The 22,369-nt window shown below is 60.2% G+C and carries 18 protein-coding genes; 16 read left to right on the top strand and 2 right to left on the bottom strand.

Annotation, left to right across the window (positions count from 1 at the left end; all coding sequences use genetic code 11):
- Nucleotides 1-73: 73 nt before the first annotated feature.
- The 6 genes from EXQ56_06265 (at nt 74) to EXQ56_06240 (ending at nt 6,157) form a co-directional block, all read left to right on the top strand.
- On the top strand, nt 74-1,966 hold the full coding sequence (locus tag EXQ56_06265) for a thiamine pyrophosphate-binding protein (GenBank protein MSO20059.1): 1,893 nt from the start codon (nt 74-76) through the stop codon (nt 1,964-1,966).
- An 81-nt stretch (nt 1,967-2,047) separates the two neighbouring features.
- The gene (locus EXQ56_06260) at nt 2,048-2,320 is read left to right on the top strand and encodes a hypothetical protein (protein ID MSO20058.1); all 273 of its coding nucleotides are present in this window, start codon (nt 2,048-2,050) and stop codon (nt 2,318-2,320) included.
- Nucleotides 2,292-2,558, top strand: coding sequence for an AT hook motif protein (locus EXQ56_06255; protein MSO20057.1), 267 nt, complete (start codon nt 2,292-2,294; stop codon nt 2,556-2,558). Before EXQ56_06260 ends, EXQ56_06255 begins: the two co-directional genes overlap by 29 nt.
- A gap of 44 nt (nt 2,559-2,602) precedes the next feature.
- Nucleotides 2,603-2,932, top strand: a complete 330-nt coding sequence (locus tag EXQ56_06250; protein ID MSO20056.1) for a hypothetical protein — start codon at nt 2,603-2,605, stop codon at nt 2,930-2,932.
- 9 nt (nt 2,933-2,941) lie between these two features.
- Complete coding sequence (locus tag EXQ56_06245) at nt 2,942-3,790, top strand: Zn-dependent exopeptidase M28 (protein ID MSO20055.1); 849 nt, start codon at nt 2,942-2,944, stop codon at nt 3,788-3,790.
- A 396-nt stretch (nt 3,791-4,186) separates the two neighbouring features.
- Entirely contained in the window at nt 4,187-6,157 is a 1,971-nt protein-coding gene (locus EXQ56_06240; GenBank protein MSO20054.1) for a hypothetical protein, read from the top strand.
- Between the two features lie 447 nt (nt 6,158-6,604).
- On the opposite strand, the gene EXQ56_06235 is transcribed toward EXQ56_06240, so the two are convergent.
- Together EXQ56_06235 and EXQ56_06230 are read right to left on the bottom strand one after the other, a co-directional pair.
- Complete coding sequence (locus tag EXQ56_06235) at nt 6,605-7,156, bottom strand: hypothetical protein (GenBank protein MSO20053.1); 552 nt, start codon at nt 7,154-7,156, stop codon at nt 6,605-6,607.
- 108 nt (nt 7,157-7,264) lie between these two features.
- Nucleotides 7,265-9,355: a hypothetical protein gene (locus EXQ56_06230; protein MSO20052.1), complete on the bottom strand. Its 2,091-nt coding sequence runs from the start codon at nt 9,353-9,355 to the stop codon at nt 7,265-7,267.
- Between the two features lie 102 nt (nt 9,356-9,457).
- Between EXQ56_06230 and EXQ56_06225 the strand changes: the two genes are divergently transcribed.
- The 10 genes from EXQ56_06225 (at nt 9,458) to EXQ56_06180 (ending at nt 22,345) form a co-directional block, all read left to right on the top strand.
- Complete coding sequence (locus EXQ56_06225; GenBank protein MSO20051.1) at nt 9,458-10,771, top strand: arylsulfatase; 1,314 nt, start codon at nt 9,458-9,460, stop codon at nt 10,769-10,771.
- Nucleotides 10,768-12,705: a YHYH protein gene (locus EXQ56_06220; GenBank protein ID MSO20050.1), complete on the top strand. Its 1,938-nt coding sequence runs from the start codon at nt 10,768-10,770 to the stop codon at nt 12,703-12,705. Before EXQ56_06225 ends, EXQ56_06220 begins: the two co-directional genes overlap by 4 nt.
- Nucleotides 12,706-13,018: 313 nt before the next feature.
- Nucleotides 13,019-13,222, top strand: coding sequence for a cold-shock protein (locus tag EXQ56_06215; protein ID MSO20049.1), 204 nt, complete (start codon nt 13,019-13,021; stop codon nt 13,220-13,222).
- A gap of 98 nt (nt 13,223-13,320) precedes the next feature.
- Nucleotides 13,321-14,163, top strand: coding sequence for a hypothetical protein (locus EXQ56_06210; GenBank protein MSO20048.1), 843 nt, complete (start codon nt 13,321-13,323; stop codon nt 14,161-14,163).
- Between the two features lie 244 nt (nt 14,164-14,407).
- A complete protein-coding gene (gene phoU / locus EXQ56_06205) occupies nt 14,408-15,076 on the top strand; it encodes a phosphate signaling complex protein PhoU (GenBank protein ID MSO20047.1) in 669 nt (222 codons plus the stop codon).
- A gap of 214 nt (nt 15,077-15,290) precedes the next feature.
- A complete protein-coding gene (locus EXQ56_06200; GenBank protein ID MSO20046.1) occupies nt 15,291-15,878 on the top strand; it encodes a hypothetical protein in 588 nt (195 codons plus the stop codon).
- A gap of 6 nt (nt 15,879-15,884) precedes the next feature.
- Nucleotides 15,885-16,697 (top strand): RluA family pseudouridine synthase, encoded by an 813-nt coding sequence (locus tag EXQ56_06195; GenBank protein MSO20045.1) that lies wholly within the window; start codon nt 15,885-15,887, stop codon nt 16,695-16,697.
- Nucleotides 16,698-16,710: 13 nt separating this feature from the next.
- Nucleotides 16,711-18,402 (top strand): amidohydrolase, encoded by a 1,692-nt coding sequence (locus tag EXQ56_06190; protein MSO20044.1) that lies wholly within the window; start codon nt 16,711-16,713, stop codon nt 18,400-18,402.
- A 140-nt stretch (nt 18,403-18,542) separates the two neighbouring features.
- Complete coding sequence (locus tag EXQ56_06185) at nt 18,543-21,014, top strand: DUF1592 domain-containing protein (GenBank protein ID MSO20043.1); 2,472 nt, start codon at nt 18,543-18,545, stop codon at nt 21,012-21,014.
- The gene (locus EXQ56_06180) at nt 21,011-22,345 is read left to right on the top strand and encodes a DUF1552 domain-containing protein (protein MSO20042.1); all 1,335 of its coding nucleotides are present in this window, start codon (nt 21,011-21,013) and stop codon (nt 22,343-22,345) included. The genes EXQ56_06185 and EXQ56_06180 overlap by 4 nt, the downstream gene beginning before the upstream one ends.
- Nucleotides 22,346-22,369: the final 24 nt, after the last annotated feature.

Genomic DNA, 22,369 nt, shown 5'->3' with positions numbered 1-22,369 from the left:
GCGAAAAGCAGATCCTTCGCTGCGCTTAGGATGACAACATTTGGAATTGGTAGAAATGTAGGGAGGGGTAATCATGCGGGAACTCGTGCGTGACTTGATGAATGCGCAACTGACGCGGCGCGGCTTTGTTGGCGCGATGGTGTCGGCGGGATACACGGCGGCGGCGGCGCGCGCGGCGTTACAGTCCGTGGCACCGTTTACCCAGGGTGCGGCGGCAACCGCGGCATCGGCGTCGATGTCCCGCGTGATGGAAGGGACCTGCGGTGAAATTCTCACCGAGCAACTCATCGAGACCGGCACAAAATATTTCTTCGTCTCGAACGGTTCGGGGATCGGCCCGGTGTGCGATGCGCTGGTAACGCGTCCGCAGATTCAGCTCATACAGGCCACGCATGAAGGGCAGGTTGTCGCCATCGCCGACGGCTACGCCAAGGCCACGCGCAAGCCCGCCTTCGGCATGTTCAGCCGTGTGGGCATGATGAATGCGTCGTCGAACATGTACAACGCCATGAAGGACCGCACGCCCGTGGTCTTGTTCAGCGATCACGCCGATACGGGCAGCGAAGGCCGCGACGGCGGCGAGGACCTTGACGAGTGGATCGAGTCGGTGCGCCCCTATACCAAATGGCGCTGGGTGCTTCATGAAGCCGCGCGCATCGCCGAGATCGCGCGCAACGCCACCAAGATCGCCAGCGTGATGCCCTATGGCCCCGCCTATGTGCGCATCCCGCGCAATCTGTTTTATCGCGAGAAGCTGCGCGCCACCATTTTTACCGGCAAGGCCTTTGACATTCCCATGCAGCTTGCGGCGGGCGAGAAGGATGTCGAGGCGGCGGCCAAGCTGCTGCTCGATTCCACTTCGCCGCTGCTGGTAACCGGATTTGAAGTAACGCAGTGCGGTGCGCAAGGGTCGCTGGTAAAGCTCGCCGAAATGCTCGGCATGCCCGTGCTGCTGGGTCGCGGCTACGGCATGGATTTCCCCAGCGCGCATCCGCTGTGCATCGGTGAGCCGGACCGCCTGCGCTTCCCGAAGAAGGTGGATTGCGTCCTGAACATCGGCCTGCCGGCGTTTCCCGGTGGACTAGGCGGCGCGCGTGGAACCACCATGATCCATGCGACGACGGATCCGGAAGCGATCGGCCGCAACACGCCGCTCGATGCCGCGCTGCTCGGCAATCTCGACGTGATCGCCAAGCAGTTGATCGAAGCGGTGAAGAGTCTGGCCACGCCCGCGCAGATCGAAGCCAAGGCTGCGACGCGGCGCGCAGAGATCAGCAAGTTCACGGCGAGCACGCGCAAGGCGCGTCTGGACATGGCGCGCAAGGCGGAAGGCTCGCCGATACCGTGGTACCGGCTGATGGCTGAACTCGAACAGCTCGCCGAGCCGGACGCGGTGATCGTCCCCGAGCTGGGCGACGACGGGCGCTTCTCGAGCTTCTTCAACTTCGCTCCCGACGCGCGCTGGAAGATTGGCCGCACGCGTGGACAGGCTCTCGGCTGGGGCGTGGGCGCGGCGGCGGGCGTGAAGCTCGCGCTGCCGGATCGTCAGGTGATCTCCATCCAGGGCGACGGCGGGTTCCTCTTTGGCCAGACCGACGTGCTGTGGACGCTCTCGCGCTACTCGATTCCCCTGCTCGTGGTAATCCTCAACAACGGCAGCTACGAGGCCACGCGCTGGCGTATCATGGCGCGCGACACCGCGGCGGGCAAGGCCGGACGCGATTACATCTCCCACCTCGGCAACCCCGACGTGGACTTCAAGGGCCTCGCCGCCAGCTACAACGTCCCCAGCGAGACGGTGCGCAACACCACCGACCTGCGCCCCGCCATCCTGAAAGCCTTCAAGACCATGAAGGACGGCCGTCCCTATCTGCTCGATGTCCGCGTGAAGACCACCGGCACCGGCGCCGGCGCAAGCTGGTATCCGCAATATTCGCTAGCCGCACAGCGCACCAAGAACGTGTAGGTGAGGCTGTTGGGTTCAGCACGATAATGCTAGACCATTAAATAATATCAGTATATACTGAATATGAAATTCGATTGAGATTTGGAGAAGGCCGATAGTAGCGCCAAGAAGCACCGCATCACCTTCCTGGCGGCGATTTCGGTTTTCGACGACCCGTATGCGCTGATCGCGCCTGACTCGAAACATTCCGCGGAAGAGGAGCGCGAATGGATCATCGGTGAATCCGATGATGGTGTGCTAGTGGTTGTTTTTGTCCGCCGATTTGAGCGCCAAGTATATCGGATCATTAGTGCGCGGCGAGCCAACCGGCGCGAGAGGAAACTGTATGAAGAGTTCAAGAGATTTCCCATTTGAAAGGGCGCGCAGAATTTCCGCAGGAGAGGTCCGCGCGGCTCGCCGGGCCATCGAGAAGGAGACTGGCAAGAAGCGGGTTGTGCGAGGGCGTCCGGCGAAGCCAGATGAAGAGAAGTTCATTCCCACGTCCATCCGGCTGCACCCGGAAGTCCTGCAGTGGGCGAAACGCGAAGCGAAGAAGCAGGGCTGCGGGTATCAAACCTTGATTAACGAAGTCCTGCTGACGAAGGCGATATAAGGGATATTCCGCGGGCTGGAATATTTCTGTCTGAGGCTGCCAGCATGGTCGAGGAACAAGAAAAGAAACCAGAATTTGTCCGCAACGCCGAGGCGCGCCAGCACAACATTCTGTTTTCTGACATCTTGCGCAATGGACTTTCATTCAATTACTTTCTCTGGAAGGGTTCTCCAGACGTATCGCTCGCGCACAGGCTGGGCTTGATTTTCGTTAGCGGTATCCCGCTAACCTACGCCGCGGCCATTTACGACGCAGTTGGATGGGGCACAGAAGATCGTGGTGGGCCAGTGGGCCTGCTCGTCGCAACCTTCATTGCTTCGCCATTCTTCTACGTTACTGGCAAACTGCTGCGCAACGCCTTCCGCAGAAAGTGAACGCTTCCCGTGACGATGACCATCCTGCGAATGCTCGTCTGTATCTTGTTGTTTGGCGGCGCGGCGCCGTTGCTGGCGCAGAGCGTCCAGTATTCCGTCGTAGCGCGCGATCTGATTGAGACGCGGCTGAAGTTGCTCCCCCAGAAAAATGAAGACCGCGCTGCGACGATCCAGACGCTCTTCGAGCAGGAGCAGTGCGCTGGTCCGAGTCTCACGCTGCAGAAAATCAAGCGGTCGAAGATACCGAATGTTATCTGCGAGCTGCCCGGCGAAGACGGCAAGGTGATTGTCGTTGGAGCGCACTTTGACAAGGCCAAGGCGGGCGACGGGGCGGCGGACAACTGGAGCGGCGCTGCGCTACTCTCCAGCTTCTACAAGTCGTTGGCCGGGCAGAAACGCAGGCACACCTTCCGCTTCATTGGATTTTCCGAGGAAGAGGCCGGGCTGTACGGTTCCAAGGATTACGTGCGGCAGTTGAGTAAGCAGCAGCGGGCCGAGATTGTGGCCATGATCAACGTGGACTCCGTGGGACTGACGCCCAGCAAGGTGTGGGCCAGCCGCGCCGACAAGAATTTTCTGAACAGCCTGATCAGCATCGCGGAGTATCTGCAACTGCCGCTGCGAAGGATGGACGTCGAGGAGATCGGCGACTCGGACAGCCGCCCCTTCCTCGAGGCCAAAATCCCCGTGATCGACATTCATTCCATCACTTCCGAGACCTTGCCCATTCTGCACACCTCGAAAGACACGCTGGACAAGATAGAGATGGACAGCTACTACGACACCTACAAGTTGATTGCCGCCTATCTCGCGTATCTGGACGCCACCTGGCCTCCGACGGCTGACGCCGCCAAGTAAGCTGCCGGAGATTCTTTCGCCCCGAACGGGGCTCGCGTATTGTTGGTGTGACGAAAACTCCGGGGCTTGCGCCCGAGGCTACTTTCTCACCACCCCTTGCGGGGCTAATATTTCCGCCGCAGAATAACACGAACTGGTTGTCATTTTGCTCCGCAATTGCGGCGCGCGGCATTGAGCTGCTGCGCACCCGGTGATGCCGTCGGACTTCCTGCGCAACCAACTGGACGCACGCCTTCAACCTGCTGAAGAAGTAATTTCCAATCGAGTCCACGGGCGTATAATGGTCCGGCTGGACCTGCGGGATCGATTCCCATCCGGCCCGAACAGGAAAATTTAGATCGAGCGCGCGGCATCCGTAGATTTGGAGCGAATGCGGCGCGAAGCCATGAAGGAGAAATGATGAAACGATTTGGTTTGTTGAGCGTGGCGTTAAGCGTGACGGGGAGAGTGACGCAGAGCGCGGCGCTGGTGATGGTGATGAGCGCGGGATGGCTGACGATTAGGCTATCGGCGCAGACGCTGCCGACAGAAGTGTCCAAGCAGGGCTACGCGGATTCGATCTACGTGAACGGCAAGGTCATCAGCGTGGACGACGCCGGGTACAACCAGAACCCCGGCAGGATTTACGAAGCCATCGCGGTGAAGAACAACCGCCTGCAGGCGCTAGGCACCAGTGAGCGCATCCGCACCATGGCCAATGCCGAGACCAAGGTATTTGACCTGAAGGGTCAGACGGTGATTCCCGGCATCGTCGAGAGCCATGTACACATCTTCGGCGACGCGCGCATCGCGGCCGAGATGGGCATTCAGTCGCCGGGAATTTCCATCGGCGTCGAGGCGGGCAAGGACATGGAGTCCACGAGGCTGAAAGTCGAGAACGCCATCAAGGACGGCATCTCGAAATCCAAGCCCGGCGAGTGGGTGCGCGTCGGCATCCGCCCCAGCGAAGAGAACGGCATCGATGCCTCGCGGGTGTTCAGTTGGGTTACGCTCGGCGACTTCGAGCCGCGCGAGCGCCTGGACCGCATCGCGCCCAGCAATCCCGTGATCGTGCAGGTGGCCAGCCGCGCTACCATCAATTCGACGGCGTGGAAGCTGATGGAGACTTACTTCCCCGATCTGAACGACTACTACGAATCGACGCTGCCCGATGTGCCCAACGCCGGAACCAAGGGCGTGATTGGCGTCGAGGGGCAGGTCGCACTGCAATGGGAAATCTTCTGGGAGAAGACGCCCACCACGCTGATCGCCGACATGATGCGGCGCACGCTTGAGAAGGCCGCCGCGCATGGCCTGACCACGTTCAGCTCACGGCTCACGCATCCGCGACTGATGGACACTTACGCCATGCTCAATCGCGAGAACCGCATGCCTATTCGCTTCGCGCTGCTGATGGAAGGCCATCGCCGCCCGCGCGATCAGAAGACGGTGCGCCAGGCGTATCAGATGACCGGTAACCTGACCAACCTCGGCAATGATTATCTGTGGATCAACGGCGTGGCCAGCGAGCTGTGGGATTCGAGTTTCCCGCAAGGCTGCCTCGGTCCGGATATGCCCGCGCCCGCGGTGATCAAGCGGCGCGAGATGTGCCCCGCGCCGGGGATGCTCTACTACGACACGCTGAAGAACGCGCTCGACGCCGGATGGCGGCTCGCTGGAATTCACGGCGTGGCCAGCCACGGCGCGCGCATTTTCATCAACATGGTCGAGCAGTCCATGAAGGACACGGGCACGACAGTCGAAGAGATGCGCGCGCGACGGCTGACCATCGAGCACGCCGAGGCGCTGGGCAACAAGCCCGACGTCATCGCCGGATTGAAGCGGCTGGGCATCACCGTCAGCGTGCATCCGCCGCGCATGTGGCGCCGCGATGATTATGTTGCCGACTACGGCCCGGAGGTCGAGGCGTTCATCGAGCCAGTGAAGTCGTGGCTGGATCAAGGCGTGAAGGTTGTCGGACAGATGGAGCGCTACACCAACGTCGGCTACGTCTGGCAACTGCTGATGACGCGCGAAGTCAACGACGGCAAGAAAGTCCTGCCGAAGGAAGCGCTCGACCGCGTTGTGGTGCTGAAGATGTGGACCAACTGGGCCAGCGAGTACGTGATGAAGGAGAAAGACCTCGGCACGCTCGAAGTGGGCAAGCTCGCCGACTTCGTGGTGCTAGACAAGGACTATCTGACGATTCCCATCGCCGATATCCCGAAGATCAAACCGCAGATGACCGTGGTGGGCGGCAACATCGTGTTCCTCGACGCGCCCTACGCCAAGGCATTAAACATGGAGCCCGCCGGGTTCCGCTACGAGCCAGGCTACGAGCCCTGGGGCCCCTACAAACCCGAATGGTCCGGTGGCGGCGGCGACTAGGGCGCGCGTCGTGACAGAGCCGCGCGCGTGAGTGAGCGGACACGGTCGGCTGGGCAAGATGCCCGATTTGAAAAACCAGCGCCTGAATTCATGTCGTGTTGTGACGTTAAGCATGGTGCCCGCGCGGGCGTGTCCGCTTGCTGACGCGCGCGGCACTGTCACGCAACACCGTTTCGCGACGACCGGCAAAACCGGAAATTCCGCAATGTTGGTGAATTTGGCAAGGCGGCAGAACTGCGGGTTTGGGCGATCTGGATAGTTTGGAATAATTGGCGGCAGATTGGGGCCGAATTGGAATTAGGCAAGGGGTAAACAAGGGGCAGAAGTGTGATTTTTGGATTTGGTTTTCCCGAACCTCCAACCCCAATTCCCCAACCCCGGAATCTGGGCAGTGCGGCAATAACTGTGAAAGTGGATACTTTAGGCTGGCTGGAATGTTCCGATGATTTAGTGGGTGAAGAAAAAGCAGGAAACGAAAGGGACATTCTCGGGCGAAAGGACTTCAATCATGCCCGCGGTTACGGCGAGCGGCTGGACGGGTTTGGGCTCTGGATCGAGCGTGAGTGCCTGGACGTTTGAAAGAGTTAGCGGCATCTTGGTGTTCAGCGTGGCGGAGTCGTTGATCTTGAAGATGAGTGAGAGAGTGAGTCCCTTGCGTAATGGTTTGCGCGGCTCGCCCTCGGTGAATATCTCAACTTGTATCTCGGATTTCTCGCCACTCACTTTCGCGGTCGCCTTGAATTTACCACTTACTCCATCCAGTAAGAAGCCCTTCTCGGCGCGATCGAATGTAACTATAGTTGGGCTATAACCGACGGTGGCGGTGATACTACCGACGCGCACGTCTTCAGACTCCAGATCGAGCATCAGCGGGACAATGACATTGGACTTCACTCCGGCGGAAACGTTGCCGAGCGATACGCCGTTGCTCTGCGCCCGCGCCACGGGCGCTGCCAGCGCGAGCAGGAGCGCCATCGCGTAAAGTACTTTATCATTCACCCGCATCTCACATCCTCAATTCCGCCAAAGCAATTCTGCCGAGGCCTGGCACGAGGTACGGTTTTAGTTTACTACGAAGCGGTAGGCATCGGCGGGTATTCCGATGACTTACGGGAGCGCAAAGACGTAGATGGCGTTGTGGCCGCGCGGCGGCTTGATGTCAGGCGTCATGCCCAGCGGGCCGGAGGTGTGCGAGACGCCGTCGCCGGTAAGGATGGCCACGTATTGCTTGCCGTTCACAGCATAGGTGATGGTGCTGTTCTGCACGATGCCGCCGACGATGGACTCCCACAACACTTTGCCCGAGTCGGCGTCGAAGGCGCGCAGGCGGCGGTTGAGGTCGCCCGAGAACAGCAGGTTGCCCGCGGTGGCAAGCAGCGCGCCGTTGCTGCCGATGCGCGACTCATAGAAGCGCGTGATCTTCCCCGTCGACACATTCACTTTGGCGATGCCGAAAAACTTGTTGGGGTCCGCGCCGGGCCGGTGGCCGAGTTTCGAGAGCGCGCCGTTGAGGCTGCCCATGTTGCCGGTCTTCTCGGCGCAGTCATCGTGATAGGGAATGTAGAGTGACTGGTTGCCGGGATGGTATGACATAGGCCAGTAACCGCGCGTGTTGCTGTAACAAATGAGATGGACATCACCCTCGGCCTTAGTAACCTGATCCCAATTGATGTGAGTCTTTCCGGTCTCGACGTCAATGCGTGAGAGGATGAAGTTGGGCGTATCATAGGGGAAGGGCGTGGCCCACAGGAACTCACCGGTCGCGCGATCCAGCGCCCATAGCCCACCGGGTTCGCCGACCATCAGCGCGATGTCGCGTGTGGCGTCGCCCTGTGCCACTTGAGCCAAGTCGCGCCGCGCGCGTGGATTGATCCACTTGACCTCGGCCGGGCTGGGCGCGACGACAGTGCGCAGCAGCACGCGATCATGCGCGAAGTCCGAATCCCAGTCATCGCCGGGCAGATGCTGGTAATACCAAGTGAGTTTGCCCGTATCTACATCGAGCGCGATGGTTGAGTTACTGTATAACTCCGACGGTGACTCACGCGGGATAGCGTCCACGTTACCGTTGTGTCTCTTCATGCGTGTGTGTGGTCGCGGATTGGCGACGCCCCAGTAAGTCAAGTTACGAGTCACATCAAACGAACCGGGCAGGCCCCAGGGCGAGGCCATGCGCTGCTCGACGACGAGTCCGCCCCAGGTGTCGCCGCCGGGTTCGCCGGGCGCGGCTGTGGTGTAGAAGCGCCAGACTTCCTTCCCCGTGCGCGCATCATGCGCGACGATGAAGCAGCTGGAGCGCGTAGTGCGCGCGTCCGGACATGACCGGCCCGAGATGACTTTCGCGTTGCCTGACTTGCCTTGCGCGACCATCGGCCCGGTGGTGTGCTGCGCGCCGGTCTTGTAGTCGTGCGCGACAGTCTCCCAGCGCAGCGCCCCGCTACGCGCGTCGAGCGCGACTACGAATCCATCCGCAGCTGTCAGATAGATCATGTCTTCGTAGATGGCCAGAGTACGGGCGCGGCCCGCGTTGTTGACTGACTTACTCAAGTCATCGGGCAGCTTGCGGCGGTACTCCCAGAGTAAGTCGCCATTAGTGGCATCGAGCGCTTGAATCACATTCATGGGATTGGCCACGTACATCACGCCGCCATGGACGAGCGGAATATTCTCGTGAACCCCCGCGCCCATGCCGCGCGACCAGGCCATGCGCAGTGTTGCCACGTTCTGCCGGTTGATCTGGTCCAGCGGGCTGAAGCGCTGGCTGTCATAGGTGCGGCTGTACATCAGCCAGTCGGCCGGGTCTGGATTTAGCAGCATCTCGCCGCTGACGGGGACGAAGGTTCCGGGAGCTGCGGCGCGTTGCGCGACAGCTTGCCGGAGCGCCAGATGGGGAGGCAGTCCCGCGATAGCGCAACAAACTACAGCGGCAAGCAAGTGCTTTCTTAGCATGATGGCCCTCCACGTTGAATTCACGTTGGGAAATGCACGTCGGGGGTATTGTACACCAGCGCCTCTGTTTTTTTTCAGCGCGCCCACCGAGAAAAGCATCGCTGCCGCGTCCTGCTCGGCTGCCATGCTAATAGAGCATCCCGTACTTCGACTACTGCGCCGGTCAACAAGTCGAGTATCTGGCTGACCACCAGAGTTACCATGGAGATCGCGCTGTTGCTGGGCGCGATTCCAGGAGGTGAGAAGCATCCCCTCTGGTTCCCAGTTCCATGACGAAACTCTGACGAAACTCTAAGGATACCGTTGCTATTCCAGCGAGACTTTGTTGCAGGATGAGGGTTAGATGAAAGTATGACTCACTTGATGAACGTTCATGCCGTAACACGTCGAGGCTTTCTCGCCGCATCCCTGGGAGCCATGATCTCCGCCCGGCTGGCCCGCGCAGTTCAGGCCGCGCCGCCCCCCAACGTGCTCTTGATTCTTTCCGACGACCTCGGATGGAACGACATCGGCTATCGCAATGCGGAGGTGAAGACGCCTAATCTCGATGCCCTCGCCGCCAGCGGAGTGCGGCTGGAGCAATACCGCTCGATGTCGACGCGCAGTCCGACGCGTGCGGCGCTGCTGACGGGCCGCTCGGCGTTCCGTATCGGCGTGCCCGCGCCGATACCGATGAGCGAAGCGTTGCCGATCAAGGAACGGTTGCTACCGCAGATGTTGAGCGCAGCGGGCTATCAGACGGCTCTGATCGGCAAGTGGCATCTTGGTGCCATCGCGCCGGAGTACTTCCCGCACAAGCGCGGATTCGACACCCACTACGGCTACATGGGCGGAGAGACAGGCTACTTCACGCATCGCATCGGCAACCGGCTGGACTGGTATCTCAACGGGCAGTTGCTGGAGGAAGATGGTTACACCACCGACCTGCTGGCTGCGGCGGCGATTCGCTACATCCGCGGGCGCGATAGGGAGCGGCCTTTCTTTCTCGATCTCTCCGTCAACGCGCCGCACATTCCGCTGGAGGCGCAGGAAGAGTATCTGGCCCGCTACGCGCATATTGAGGATCCCGAACGGCGGACCATTCTGGCCATGATCGAGAGCATGGACGCCGGCATCGGGCGCGTCCTGGCCGCGCTCAAGGAAGAGGGCATCGCGGAAAACACGCTGATCATCTGGGCCAGCGACAATGGCGGGCAGCAGAGCGGCGGCGGCAGCAACACGCCGTTGCGCGGCCAGAAAGGCAGCGCGTTTGAAGGCGGCGTTCGCGTGCCCGCGATCGTCTCCTGGCCGGGCATTCTTCTCGCCGGCGCAGTGCATCAGGAATTCATCTCGCTGCTTGATTGGCTGCCGACGCTGGCCGAGGTGATCGGTTTCGATACCGGCGGAGTGGAGCTGGACGGCGTGAGCATGTGGCGCAATCTGCGCGAGGGTGCAACCGTCGAGCGCGGCCCGGTCATACTGGGCAGCGGAACCAACACGTGTGTATTTCGCGGGGACTTCAAGTTTGTGGAGCAAGTCATGGGCCGGAACACCAATCGCTTACTCTTCCGAATCATTGACGACCCCACGGAGCAGCGCGACCGCATCACCGAATATCCCAACGAGGCTGACGAATTGTTGCAGATTCTGCGCGCCCATCCCAGAGGCCAAGCCGACCGCATATGAAGAGACTACTGAGTTTCATCCTGATCACTGCCCATGCACTCGCACAGCTACCGCCACCTCCCGGCGCATCGGGCGATGGCATCTGGCAGCGCGAGGCCGTGTTCGGCGAAGCGCAGACGACCGACACCTGCAATGCGCACCAACCCGGCACTGGCATGTATCACAATCACGCCAGCCCGCAATGCCTGCGCCTACAGTTGAATGACAATATCGAGGCCGCGTACACCGCGCGTACCGGCACTATCTTTCGTGAAAAGTCCGCGCCATGGGTGCACTCGCCGATCCTCGGCTGGTCATTCGATGGCTATCCAATCTACGGACCGTACGGCTACTCCAACCCGCTGAATCCGGCAAGCGCTGTGCGCCGCATCCGCTCGGGTTTTCGTCTGCGCCAGATGACCGAGCGCACATTGCTTCCCACGTGGGCGCTGACGTTTCATCCCGGCGTACCGCAAAACCTCGCGCCGAATCAGTACGGCCCGCCGGTGAACGCGCAGTTTCCTTTGGGCCGTTACATTGAGGACTATGAACATGTTGAGGGCCAAGTTGACGGGCAGGGCGACCTGGATGTTTACAATGGGCGCTTCACCATCACGCCGGAATATCCCAACGGAACCTACGCCTATTTCGTAACCATCTCGGATACCGGCGGTCCCGCCTTCCCGAATATTTTGAACATGCAGTATTTCGGCGCGCTAACCGGCGGACAAGCGCGCACTCTGCCCGGCGGCCTGAGTGAGTTCCTCAACACCGAGCCGTCAACGATCCCGCAGTTGCGCTCCTGGGAGACGCAAAACGCAGGCCAGGACGCGCGCGTAATCAGCGGATTCAATCCCGCCGCGGGCCCGCAAAACACATGGCCGTTCGCGCCGGTGCCCGGCGCGCGCACCAGCGGCGGCGCCAGTTCGCCGGTAAAGGCCGACGTGCAGCGTATTCGCTACTCGGACTCCATGGTGTATATCAACGCGGAGGGGCTGGCGAGTCACCCGATGGGACCGTGGTTTGACGCCCTGCAGGGCGGCGGAAATTTCAGCAACTATCCCAGCGCGCAGGCCTATCAGTTTGCCATCCCACGCACTCCCGCCGAGGCGAGCGTGAAGTCCAGTAGTGGATTGGGCGCGCGCGGCGTATGGGTGAACGGCGTGGCCATCTTTAATCCCGCCGACGGTTCCAGCTACAGCAACGCGCGCGGAACAGACGTGGGCGGGGGATTGGTGAGCCCTACGTCGGTGCATGTCTCATCGGCCTCACAGGAGCGCGGACCGGTTGCGCCGGGGGCGCTCCTTACGGCCTACGCACTATTTGGCTCAACGCTGGCGACATCGACCGCGATCGCCCCCGCGGCGAACTGGCCCACCACTCTCGGCGGCACAACCCTCTCCATCACCGACGCTGCGGGGATCACGCTGCCCGCCGTGATCTCCTACGTCTCGCCCAGCCAGATCAACTACCGCCTGCCGCTTGGATTTTCGAGCGGTTACGCGACAGTCCGCCTCGTATCCGACGCCGGAGCGGTGAGCGGAAATCTGAATATCACCAGCGTCTATCCGAACCTGTTTCAAGTCGGGAGCGGCCTGGCGGCCGGCTACGTAAATCGCCTCAGCAATGGCCAGTCCAATGGCCAATCCAGCACCGAGCCAATCGTGCGCGCGGCGGGCGGTGAATACGAGTCCGTGGCAGTCAACCTGGGGCCACCCAGCGATGAAGTCTACCTAACGATCTTTGGCAGCGGCAGAGGGAATGGCAACAACGTGACTGCGACAATCGGAGGTGTGTCTGCCACCGTAGCCTTTGCGGGCGACCAAGGAACCTACTCCGGATTGGACCAGTTCAACCTGATCGTTCCGCGCTCGCTTGCTGGTCGGGGCAAAGTCAACCTGGTGGTGACCGTAGACGACCGTGCATCCAACCCCGTTACAATATCAATTCAGTGATCCGCTGGGGGTTGCCGGGTGATTCCAGGGAGCGATCCCACTCCGCGGTGCCTGGCGTGCTGGGCTGGCTCGGATCAAACCAGCCGGCAGAGCGTCTCCGTGGGATACGGCCCAAAATCCATTTTAGTTGACAGATTTTACGTTGACAGGTTGATTCGTGGTATAGTGATCGTGCGTTTGTTGCTCTTGCAGTACCGGGTTTTCCGGAGTCTGTTGGAAGCAAATGCTTTCGAAGGCTTCTGTAGTAGGACGTCAAGTTCGATGCAGTTGAAAGGCAATAAATAGCTTTAAGAGAAAGTATTGAGGAACATCTGTGAAAGAACAAGGCACCGTGAAGTGGTTTAACGCAAGCAAAGGTTATGGTTTCATCCAGCGCCAGTCCGGCGAAGACATCTTCGTGCATTTTTCGGCGATTCAGTCGGAAGGGTACAAGACGTTGAACGAAGGACAGGCCGTTGAATTTGAAGTAACCACCGGACCTAAGGGCCTCCAGGCCGCCAACGTTATCAGCCTCTAATTGATTTCGGGCGCGGGCCTCACGAATACTAGTCAGACCCGCGCCGAATCCCAACTCAATCTGCAATTTTTCAATCGATTCCTCATTTTGGAGTCCCCATGAACAAGTCTGCCGTCCAGGAGTTAAAACCCTGGGAACAGCCTATCTGGAAACCTGCCCGCGGGCAGGCGGGAGCGTTTTCGTTCCTGGTCATCATTCACTTGCTTGCGGTAGTGGGACTCATTTTGTTTCCGCTGCCCGGTTGGCACGTGGTGGCCGGAGCGGCCATGTTCGTGGCCCTCGGAGCGCTGGGCACCACCGTGTGTTACCACCGTTCGCTCTCGCACAAGACCGTCACACTGAACAAGTGGGTTGAGCAGATTCTAATTTTTCTGGCCATGTTCAATGGCTCCGGCGCGCCCGGAAGTTGGGTTGCCTATCATCGCCTGCATCACGCCAAGTCCGATACGGCGGAGGACATCTCCAGCCCCGAGCACGGCGGATTCTGGTGGGCGCACCTGCGCTGGCTCTACCAGCTTGAGCCGATGGATACGAAGAACTGGTGCGCGGAACTGGACCAGAAGAACCTCAACTTCTGGGCGCGCGTGCAGACGCCCATCGTCCTCATCTCCATTGTCTTCGGACTGGCCTTCGGCTGGGTCTGGTTCTTCTGGCTGGGCGCGATCCGGCTGACCTACTCGCTGCACATGCAGTGCTTCGTCAACAGCGTCATGCACCTCGGCGACTACGACTCCGGCGACAGCAGCAAGAACGTCTGGTGGCTCGGACCTCCCATGCTGGGCGGATGGGGCGAGAACTGGCATCGCAATCACCACTCCGCCGCCGGCTCGGCGCGCTTCGGCCAGCGCTGGTGGCAGGTGGACATGGGCTGGTACCTCATCCGCACACTGGAAACTTTGGGCCTGGCCAGCGGCGTAAAACGCCCCCGCGATATCTCATAGACCCCTTCCTGGAATTATATTTACTTCCCTGTAAAGTTTAGCGCCCAGCCTCCGATATGAGGATTATGGGGGTGTGTCCGGAATCTTGTTTCCCTCTCCACGAAAACCGCCTGACCGAATGCTGAGCCACGATGGTTTTGTGGGGGCGGTATTCAAATTGGCAACAGGGCCGATCAAATTATTGGCTCGGATGTCTTGCGGGAATACGATTTGAATTGCACAATCAGGGGCAGGGGTGCATGCGATGCGGCATTTGGCTGGCGAGTTGAGCGAGCTCAGAAGACGTCTGTTGGAGATGAGCGGGCTGGTGGAGTCCAGCGTGTATCACAGCGTTCAGGCGCTTGTGGCGCAGGATGCCGAGCAGGCCGCGCAGGTGCATAGCAATGAAATCCGCATCAATCGCATGGAGCTGGAGATCGACGAGATGGCCACGCGGCTGCTGGCGCTGGAAGCCCCCGTGGCGGCCGACCTGCGGCTGATCACGGCGGCGATGAAGATCAATACCGACCTCGAGCGCATGGGCGATCTGGCGGAGAATATTGCCAAGCGCGCACAGTCGCTGATGAAACAGAAGCTGGTGAAACCCGCCATCGACATCCCGCACATGGCCAGCCTCACCGAGAACATGGTGCGCACGGCGCTCGACGCGTTTGTGCGCGCCGACGTGGAGATGGCGCGCACCGTGCTCGCCTCCGACGATGCCGTGGACAAGGTCCGCAACGTGATCTACGACGAACTGATCGATTACATGCAGAGTGATCCGTCTGCGGTGCGCCAGTGCGTGGACATGATGTTCGTGGCGCGCGATCTGGAGCGCATCGCCGACCACGCCACCAACATCGCCGAAGATGTGGTGTTTGTGATTGAAGGCGTGGATGTTCGCCATCCCGCTGCCCGCGCCGCCAATTTTTAGCTCCGCTCGTCCCACCGTTGTGATGCAAGGCGCCGCAGTAGGCAATTCAGGGCCGGCCCAATCGTCTCGACCACGCTCCTTTTGAATATCTCCAGCCCCATCCAGTGCTCACCATTTTCACGGTTCGCCATCACCCGAACGCGATAGTGGTATCATTCGTTTCGGGAGAGGCCATGGGAAGACATTGATGCGACCGCTCATTTAGCAACATCGAATTCAGACTACTGTGCAAAGGCTCGCGCGGCAGATCGACCGTGCGTGCCGGAAGAATTCGGTGACCGAATTGATGGTTGTGTGCGTGATGGACGGAGCATTCATTTTTTCCGCCGATCTGGTGCGAGCCATGCGCACGCCCACGCGAATTGTCTTCCTGCAGGCGCGCTCCTACGTTGGCACCAAGAAAGGCGCGACGGCCACGGCGGCACTGCCCTCTTCGTTGCGCGGGTCTTTGGGAGGGTCTTTTGGAGGAAGTCCCGTGTTGGTGGCGGACACTATTTACGATACGGGGCGGACCATTGCGAAGATCGTCCGCGAAGTTCGTGGCCATGTCCGGGGCCACGTCCGGGAGAAGACGAACCAGGTGTGGCTGGCGGTGCTGATCGAGAAGAGTGGCAAAGCCGCCGTCGCAGCGAACGATCAAGCCCAGAAAGTTTTCACGGGAATTCAACTCTCTGGCGATCCATTCTTGATTGGTTACGGCCTGGATGTGGATGGCGCGTTCCGGGATCTGCCGGATATTACCGAATATCACCGAATATCAGAAGATAGGAACCTGGGCCGGAGAGGCCAGAGGGGAATATGAAGCAACGTGCCAACTAATACCCGTCGGCCACGACCTTCTTCGCAGGACGTTGGCGTGCTCTATGAAGACGATGCCGTGGTCGCTCTCGATAAACCGGCGGGATTGCTTGCGGTGCCCGCCGCCGTGCCGGGACCCAAGAAGATTTCGGCTTGGTCTCTGCTAACCACGCAGCTGGGGCGGAAAAAACAGCGCGCCTACACCGTACATCGCATTGATCGGTTCACGTCGGGGGTACTGCTGTTTGCTAAGACGGAGCGTGATCGCGATGGGCTGGTGAGGCAGTTTCTGGAGCATACGCCGGTGCGGGTATATCTGGGCGTTATTCGTGGGCATCTGGAAGATAAGTCTGGCACTCTGGTGCATTACTTCCGTCGCCAGGGAATGCACCAGGAACTGTGCAATGAGAATGACCCTGGAGCAGCGCGGGCTGAACTGAACTATTCCGTGGAGAAGGTCTTGCGCGGAGCAACGCTGGTGCGTGTATCGCTGGTTACCGGTTTGCAGAATCAGATACGCGCGCAATTTGCAGCGACCGGCCACCCGGTGATTGGCGACCGGAAGTATCGCGCCGAAGAATCCGCAGAACGGCGTATTGAACGCGTCGCGCTGCACGCCGCGCACCTTGAGTTCACGCATCCGCGCTCCGGCCGGCAAATCTCCATCGACTGCCCCCCGCCAGCTGACTTGAAAAGTCTCATCCAAGGATTGTCCTATCCTGCTCCCACTCCACGCGCGGGGAAAACACCCCGTCCGGATGGAATCGCTGAAAGGACTGTCGTTGACCGAGCCTGGAATTCTAATGCCAAACGAAGCGAGTGAGTGGCGGTGACTTATGGCGAAGGCCTGCATTAAACCTATTGTGTCATGGGCATTTGTTGCGGCGATGCTAGTCGTTGTTAGTGGCAATCAGTCACTTGCGCAGGCTCCGGACCAAATATTTTATAACGGCAAAGTAGTTACTGTCGGTGCCGGCTTCAGCATTCAGCAGGCGTTCGCGGTGCGGGATGGACGGTTCCTTGCGGTCGGCGACAACGCGGCGATGCGGGCACTGGCCCAGGCTGGGACACTGCAGACAGACCTGAAAGGCCATACAGTCATTCCCGGCTTGATGGACAATCACAACCACCAGTATCACGCCGGGCTAGTCATGCAGCGGGGCATCTCGCTGGCGGGTGTGCGGTCGATTGCCGAGATGCAGAGCCGCATCGCGGAGGCCGCTAAATCAGTGCCCGCAGGCAGCGTAATCTATGGCCAGGTGGGTTGGACTCCGAATGAGTTGGCGGAGAAAAGGCCTCCGACGCGAGTGGAACTGGATCAGTCCGCGCCCAACAATCCAGTCGTGGTTTACCAGGCTCGCGGGCTGGCCTACCTGAATACCGCCGCCTTCAGCAAGCTGGGAGTGACTCGCAATACGCAGACGCTGGGCCGCGCTGCGATCCCCAGGGATGCTACGGGCGAGCCTTTGGGAACGCTGCAAGGCTCACCGTACTCAGTGATTGGTCCGACATCTGCGGTTAGCACACTCACTATGGATGAAAAGAAGTCACTAATCTCCGCCATACAGCGGAAGCAAATTGCCTTGGGACTCACTAGTGTTCGTGACTTACAACTCACTCCCGATGCCATGCGGGCCTACTATGAGTTATGGCGCGAAGGCAAACTGATTCAGCGAGTGAGTATGGGTTTGGAAGTGAATCCCGACGATGCCCCAGATGTGGAGAAAATGCTGGCGCCCTGGGGCGTGGGCACGGGGTTCGGCGACCACTGGCTGCGCCTGGATGGCATCGCCGAATTCAATCCCGGCACGATGCTGCGTGAGCCACTGGCGAACCAGCCAGGGAACGTCGGCGCTCCCAACGTGGACATGGGCAAATACGGCGAGGCGATTTTGATCGCCAATCGCCACGGCTGGCGCCCTTCCCCGCACGTCGATGGAGACAAGGCGCTGGACCTGGTGCTGGACTTCTACGAGGCCGCGGACCGGGAAGCTCCGATCCGGGACAAGCGCTGGATCGTGGAGCACGCCCTGCTGTCGCACCCCGATCAGATGGAGCGCATGAAAAAACTGGGCGTACTCATCTCGGCGCAGATCCAGCCGAACGAAGGCGCCGCGGGAATGGTGGAGCGCTGGGGAAAGGCTCGCGCCGAGCGCGCCGTCCCGGTCCGCGAATGGCTGGATCATGGATTGATCGTCTCCAGCGGCAGCGACTGGCCGGGTCCTGACAACAATCCATTTCAGACAATGTACTTCTACGTCTCGCGGCACGCCCATGGCTATGGGCCCATGGGCATTAATCAGAAGGTAACCAGGGAGGAAGCCTTGCGGATGGCTACCATCAACAACGCTTACATGACCTTCGAGGAAACGATCAAGGGATCGATCGAAGCCGGCAAGCTGGCCGATTTCTTGATACTTTCCGCCGACCTGCTGACCGTCCCGGAAGACGTAATCCCCGCGATCCGCCCGCTGGCAACTTATGTGGATGGCAAAAGGAGGTACGGGACCGCTGGAACAAACTTCTAGGTAGTTTCGCGGGTGAACACCGGGCCGTTAACAATAGCTGTTTTTGGCCATTTTAATCCGCTTGACATCTACCCCACGCCGGGGTATAACTCAATCACGAATAAGGGATTGAGTCCGCTTCCAGTGGTCGGAGTGAAGCGGTGCGAGGGATGGTCAGAACCTTTATGATGTTGGCGCTACGCATCCTCGTAGTATTCCTCTCGTTGGTGGTGTCTCCCCTCGACACATTGGCCCAGGGCACCGAGCCCCCTACCGCGAATATTTCTCCAGATATTCACAGGGTGTTTGTTAGCCGCTACTGCGTAACCTGCCACAACGAAAAATTGAAGACAGCGCAATTGATGTTGGACCAGGCGGACTTGGGAATGCCGGGCGCGGACCCGGCAATTTGGGAAAAAGTAATCAGAAAGTTGCGAGCGGGGCAGATGCCGCCGCAGGGCGTTCCGCAGCCCGCTCCCGCTGACCGGGATGAACTGGCGCGCTACTTGGAGACTGCTTTGGATCAGAGCGCAGCCGCAGCGCCCAACCCTGGACGCCGCTCGGCGGCTCATCGGCTGAACCGCGCCGAGTACATCAACACCATCCGTGACCTGCTGGCGCTGGAGATTCTGGATGACTCCCTGCTGCCTGCGGATGACGCCGGAGGCAGCTTCGACAATATCGCCGATGTGCTCACCGTCTCGCCGCTGTTGATGGAGAAATATCTTTCCGCGGCGCGCCGTATCAGCCGTCTAGCCGTGGGCAATCCCGGCATCAACTCCGAAGTGGGCGCCTACAAGGTCTCTGAATATTACAAGCAAGATGATCGCGTCAGCGAAGACCTGCCATTCGGCTCGCGTGGCGGGATGGCCGTCCGGCACTACTTTCCGCTCGATGGCGACTACCTCATCAAAATCAGGCTGCAGCGCACCGAGACGCTTCAGGTGCGCGGCATCGCCGAGCCGCATCCACTGGATGTGCGCCTGGACGGCGCGCGGCTGAAGCTGTTTACGGTTGGTGGTGAGCATAAAGGTCTGGCCGACGGCATTGGCGCACAGGATACGATTTCTCCCGACGCCATTCAATCCGAGTATGAGCGAAACGCGGACACGCCGCTCGAATTCCGGGTTCCGGTAAAAGCGGGAATGCATGCCCTGGGCGTTACTTTCCCCTACGAATTCGCAGCGCGGGAAAACATTCGCGATGAACCAACCATGGCGGTCGCCAATGTGACCATTACAGGGCCGGTGGAAGCGAAGGGTCCGGGGGATACGCCGAGCCGCGCAAAAATATTTTCATGCAGATCGGGGCAGGAAGTACCGGGGCAGGAAGTAGAAGAGGAGGTTTGTGCGCAGCAGATATTAACCAAGCTGGGCCGGCTTGCCTTCCGCAGACCGCTGACGACCGTTGACACGGACGAGCTGATGGGCTTGTACCGCCAGGCCAGCAAGCCGTCCAGCCAGAAGGACTCCGCCGCAAACAGTCGCGACCGGTTTGAGGCGGGAATCGAGCTGGGCGTCCGCCGTCTGCTCATCTCTCCGGAATTTCTGTTTCGCATCGAGCGCGACCCGTTCGACGCTAAGCCCGGCAAGCCGTACAACATCACCGATCTCGAACTGGCTTCGCGATTATCATTCTTCCTGTGGTCCAGCATCCCCGACGAGGAACTTCTTTCCATCGCTGAGACCGGCAAGCTGCGCGAGCCGCAGGCGCTGGATCAACAGATTCGGCGCATGTTGGCGGACAGTCGCTCCAACTCACTGGTACAGAATTTCGGTGGCCAGTGGCTTTACCTGCGCAACCTGAAGACGGTGGATCCATCGAAGGACGTCTACCCCGATTTTGACGAGAATCTGCGCGAGGCGTTTCGCGTGGAGACCGAGATGTTCTTCGCCAGCTTGTTGCGCGAGGACCGCTCGCTGCTGGACCTGCTGCGCGCCGACTACACCTTTGTCAATCAGCGGCTCGCCGAGCATTACGGCATTCCCGGCGTGGTGGGTAGCCGGTTCCGCCGCATATCACTTGCCTTCCCGGGGGCCAACGACGACCGCCGCGGCTTGCTGGGGCAGGGCAGCTTCCTCACTGTTACATCCATCTCGAATCGTACTTCGCCCGTGGTGCGCGGCAAATGGGTATTGGAAAATTTGATCGGCACACCGCCGCCGGAGCCGCCTGCCGCCGTGCCCGGATTGAAAGAGAAGAACGAGTCCGGGAAATTGATGAGCATGCGGCAGCAGATGGAGCAGCATCGCGCCAATCCAGCCTGCGCGGGTTGCCACAAGCTGATGGACCCGATTGGGTTCGCGCTGGAAAAATTCAATGGCATCGGCGGCTCAAGAACCACCGATGCGGGCATGCCGATTGATACTGTGGGAGTCATGCCGGACGGCTATAAAATCGCGGGCTTGGCCGACCTGCGCAAGGTGTTGCTGGATCGTCCCGATCAACTGGCTACCACCGCCACGGAGAAGATGCTGACCTACGCGCTGGGCCGGGGTCTTGAGTCCTATGACTTCTCCGTTGTGCGCCAGATCGTGCGCGATGCGGCGGCCAACGACTACCGCTGGTCGCGGATCATTTTGGGAATTGTGAAGAGTGCGCCGTTTCAAATGAGGAGGGCACGAGAGTCATGATGATTTTCAAGAAAGCCATTCCGAGGAGAACATTCCTGCGCGGGCTGGGCGCCACATTGGCGCTGCCGGTGATGGACGCGATGGTGCCTGCCTTTGCCGGGACGCTGGACACGGCGGGCAAACCGGTAACGCGGCTGGCCTACGTTTATGTCCCGAACGGGATCATGATGGACCAGTGGACGCCGTCCAAAGTCGGGGCCATTACCGAGATGCCGTCAGTCCTCAAGAAGCTCGCAGCCTTCAAGGACCAGTTCACGGTGGTCAGCGGCCTCGATGGTGGCCCCATCATTGAAGGCATGGGCGGCGGACATCCGCGAGCCACGGCCATGTGGCTGACCGGCGTCGATCCCAAGAAGTCCGACCATGACGTGCAGACCGGCATCTCCGTGGATCAGGTGGCGGCGCGCGAGTTCGGCAAGCAGACGCAACTGGCTTCGCTCGAGCTGGGGATTGAGAACGCCGCCGAGCTGGTGGGCGCGATCTCCGGCTATGCCGCCGCGTATGTCAACACTATTGCCTGGAAAACTCCCACCACGCCCCTGCCGGTGGAGCATCAGCCGCGCGCGGTCTTCGAGCGGCTATTCGGCGACGGCGACACCACGGACCCGGCCAGCGCACTGGCGCGCATTCAGGAGAATCGCAGCCTGCTCGATTCCGTTTCACGCGATGTGAACCGTTTGCTGGGCGATCTTGGCCCCAACGATCAGTTGAAGCTCACGCAGTATCTCGATGCCATCCGCGACATCGAGCGCCGCATTCAGATGGCGGAGCAATCGACCGTGAAGGAGATGCCGCGCATGGATCGCCCCGTCGGCATTCCGGCCTACGATGATCACGCAAAGCTAATGTTCGATCTATGGGCGCTGGCCTGGCAGACCGACTTGACGCGCGTCGTAACCTTCATGCTGGCGCGTGAGAAGAGCGACCTGACCTATCCGCAGATTGGCATCAATGAGTCGCACCACTCGCTTTCCCACAACCGGGGCTTGCAGGAGCGCATGGAGCTGACTGCCCAGATCAACGCGCACCAGGCGGGCCTGTTTGCCTATGGGCTGGAGCGGCTGCGCTCGACGCCGGATGGCGATGGCTCCCTGCTCGATCATTCCGTGATTGTCTACGGCAGCGGCATGGGCGATGGCGATCTGCATACGCAGCAGGCCTTGCCCACGCTGGTGGTGGGCGGCGGATCCGGCAAGCTGAAGAATCACGGCAGACACATCTCGGTTGCCAAGAATACTCCGTTTGCCAATCTGCATCGCACCTTGCTCAATGTGGTGGGCACGCCCATTGACACGCTGGGCGATAGCAAAGGCACGGTGGATTTGTCCTAACCTGCAATTTCGATAGGGATCAGA

The organism is Acidobacteriota bacterium, assembly GCA_009691245.1.
Taxonomy (GTDB): Bacteria; Acidobacteriota; Terriglobia; order 2-12-FULL-54-10; family 2-12-FULL-54-10; genus SHUM01.
This window is presented reverse-complemented; position numbering and strand designations above follow the sequence as displayed.

What these genes read in the sequence shown, in the direction of transcription:
- EXQ56_06265 (MSO20059.1), top strand. Translation starts at nt 74, where the DNA reads ATGCGGGAACTCGTGCGTGACTTGATGAATGCGCAACTGACGCGGCGC.
- EXQ56_06255 (MSO20057.1), top strand. Translation starts at nt 2,292, where the DNA reads ATGAAGAGTTCAAGAGATTTCCCATTTGAAAGGGCGCGCAGAATTTCC.
- EXQ56_06250 (MSO20056.1), top strand. Translation starts at nt 2,603, where the DNA reads ATGGTCGAGGAACAAGAAAAGAAACCAGAATTTGTCCGCAACGCCGAG.
- EXQ56_06240 (MSO20054.1), top strand. Translation starts at nt 4,187, where the DNA reads ATGATGAAACGATTTGGTTTGTTGAGCGTGGCGTTAAGCGTGACGGGG.
- EXQ56_06230 (MSO20052.1), bottom strand. Translation starts at nt 9,355, where the DNA reads ATGCTTCTCACCTCCTGGAATCGCGCCCAGCAACAGCGCGATCTCCAT.
- EXQ56_06225 (MSO20051.1), top strand. Translation starts at nt 9,458, where the DNA reads ATGACTCACTTGATGAACGTTCATGCCGTAACACGTCGAGGCTTTCTC.
- EXQ56_06220 (MSO20050.1), top strand. Translation starts at nt 10,768, where the DNA reads ATGAAGAGACTACTGAGTTTCATCCTGATCACTGCCCATGCACTCGCA.
- EXQ56_06210 (MSO20048.1), top strand. Translation starts at nt 13,321, where the DNA reads ATGAACAAGTCTGCCGTCCAGGAGTTAAAACCCTGGGAACAGCCTATC.
- phoU (MSO20047.1), top strand. Translation starts at nt 14,408, where the DNA reads ATGCGGCATTTGGCTGGCGAGTTGAGCGAGCTCAGAAGACGTCTGTTG.
- EXQ56_06190 (MSO20044.1), top strand. Translation starts at nt 16,711, where the DNA reads ATGGCGAAGGCCTGCATTAAACCTATTGTGTCATGGGCATTTGTTGCG.
- EXQ56_06180 (MSO20042.1), top strand. Translation starts at nt 21,011, where the DNA reads ATGATGATTTTCAAGAAAGCCATTCCGAGGAGAACATTCCTGCGCGGG.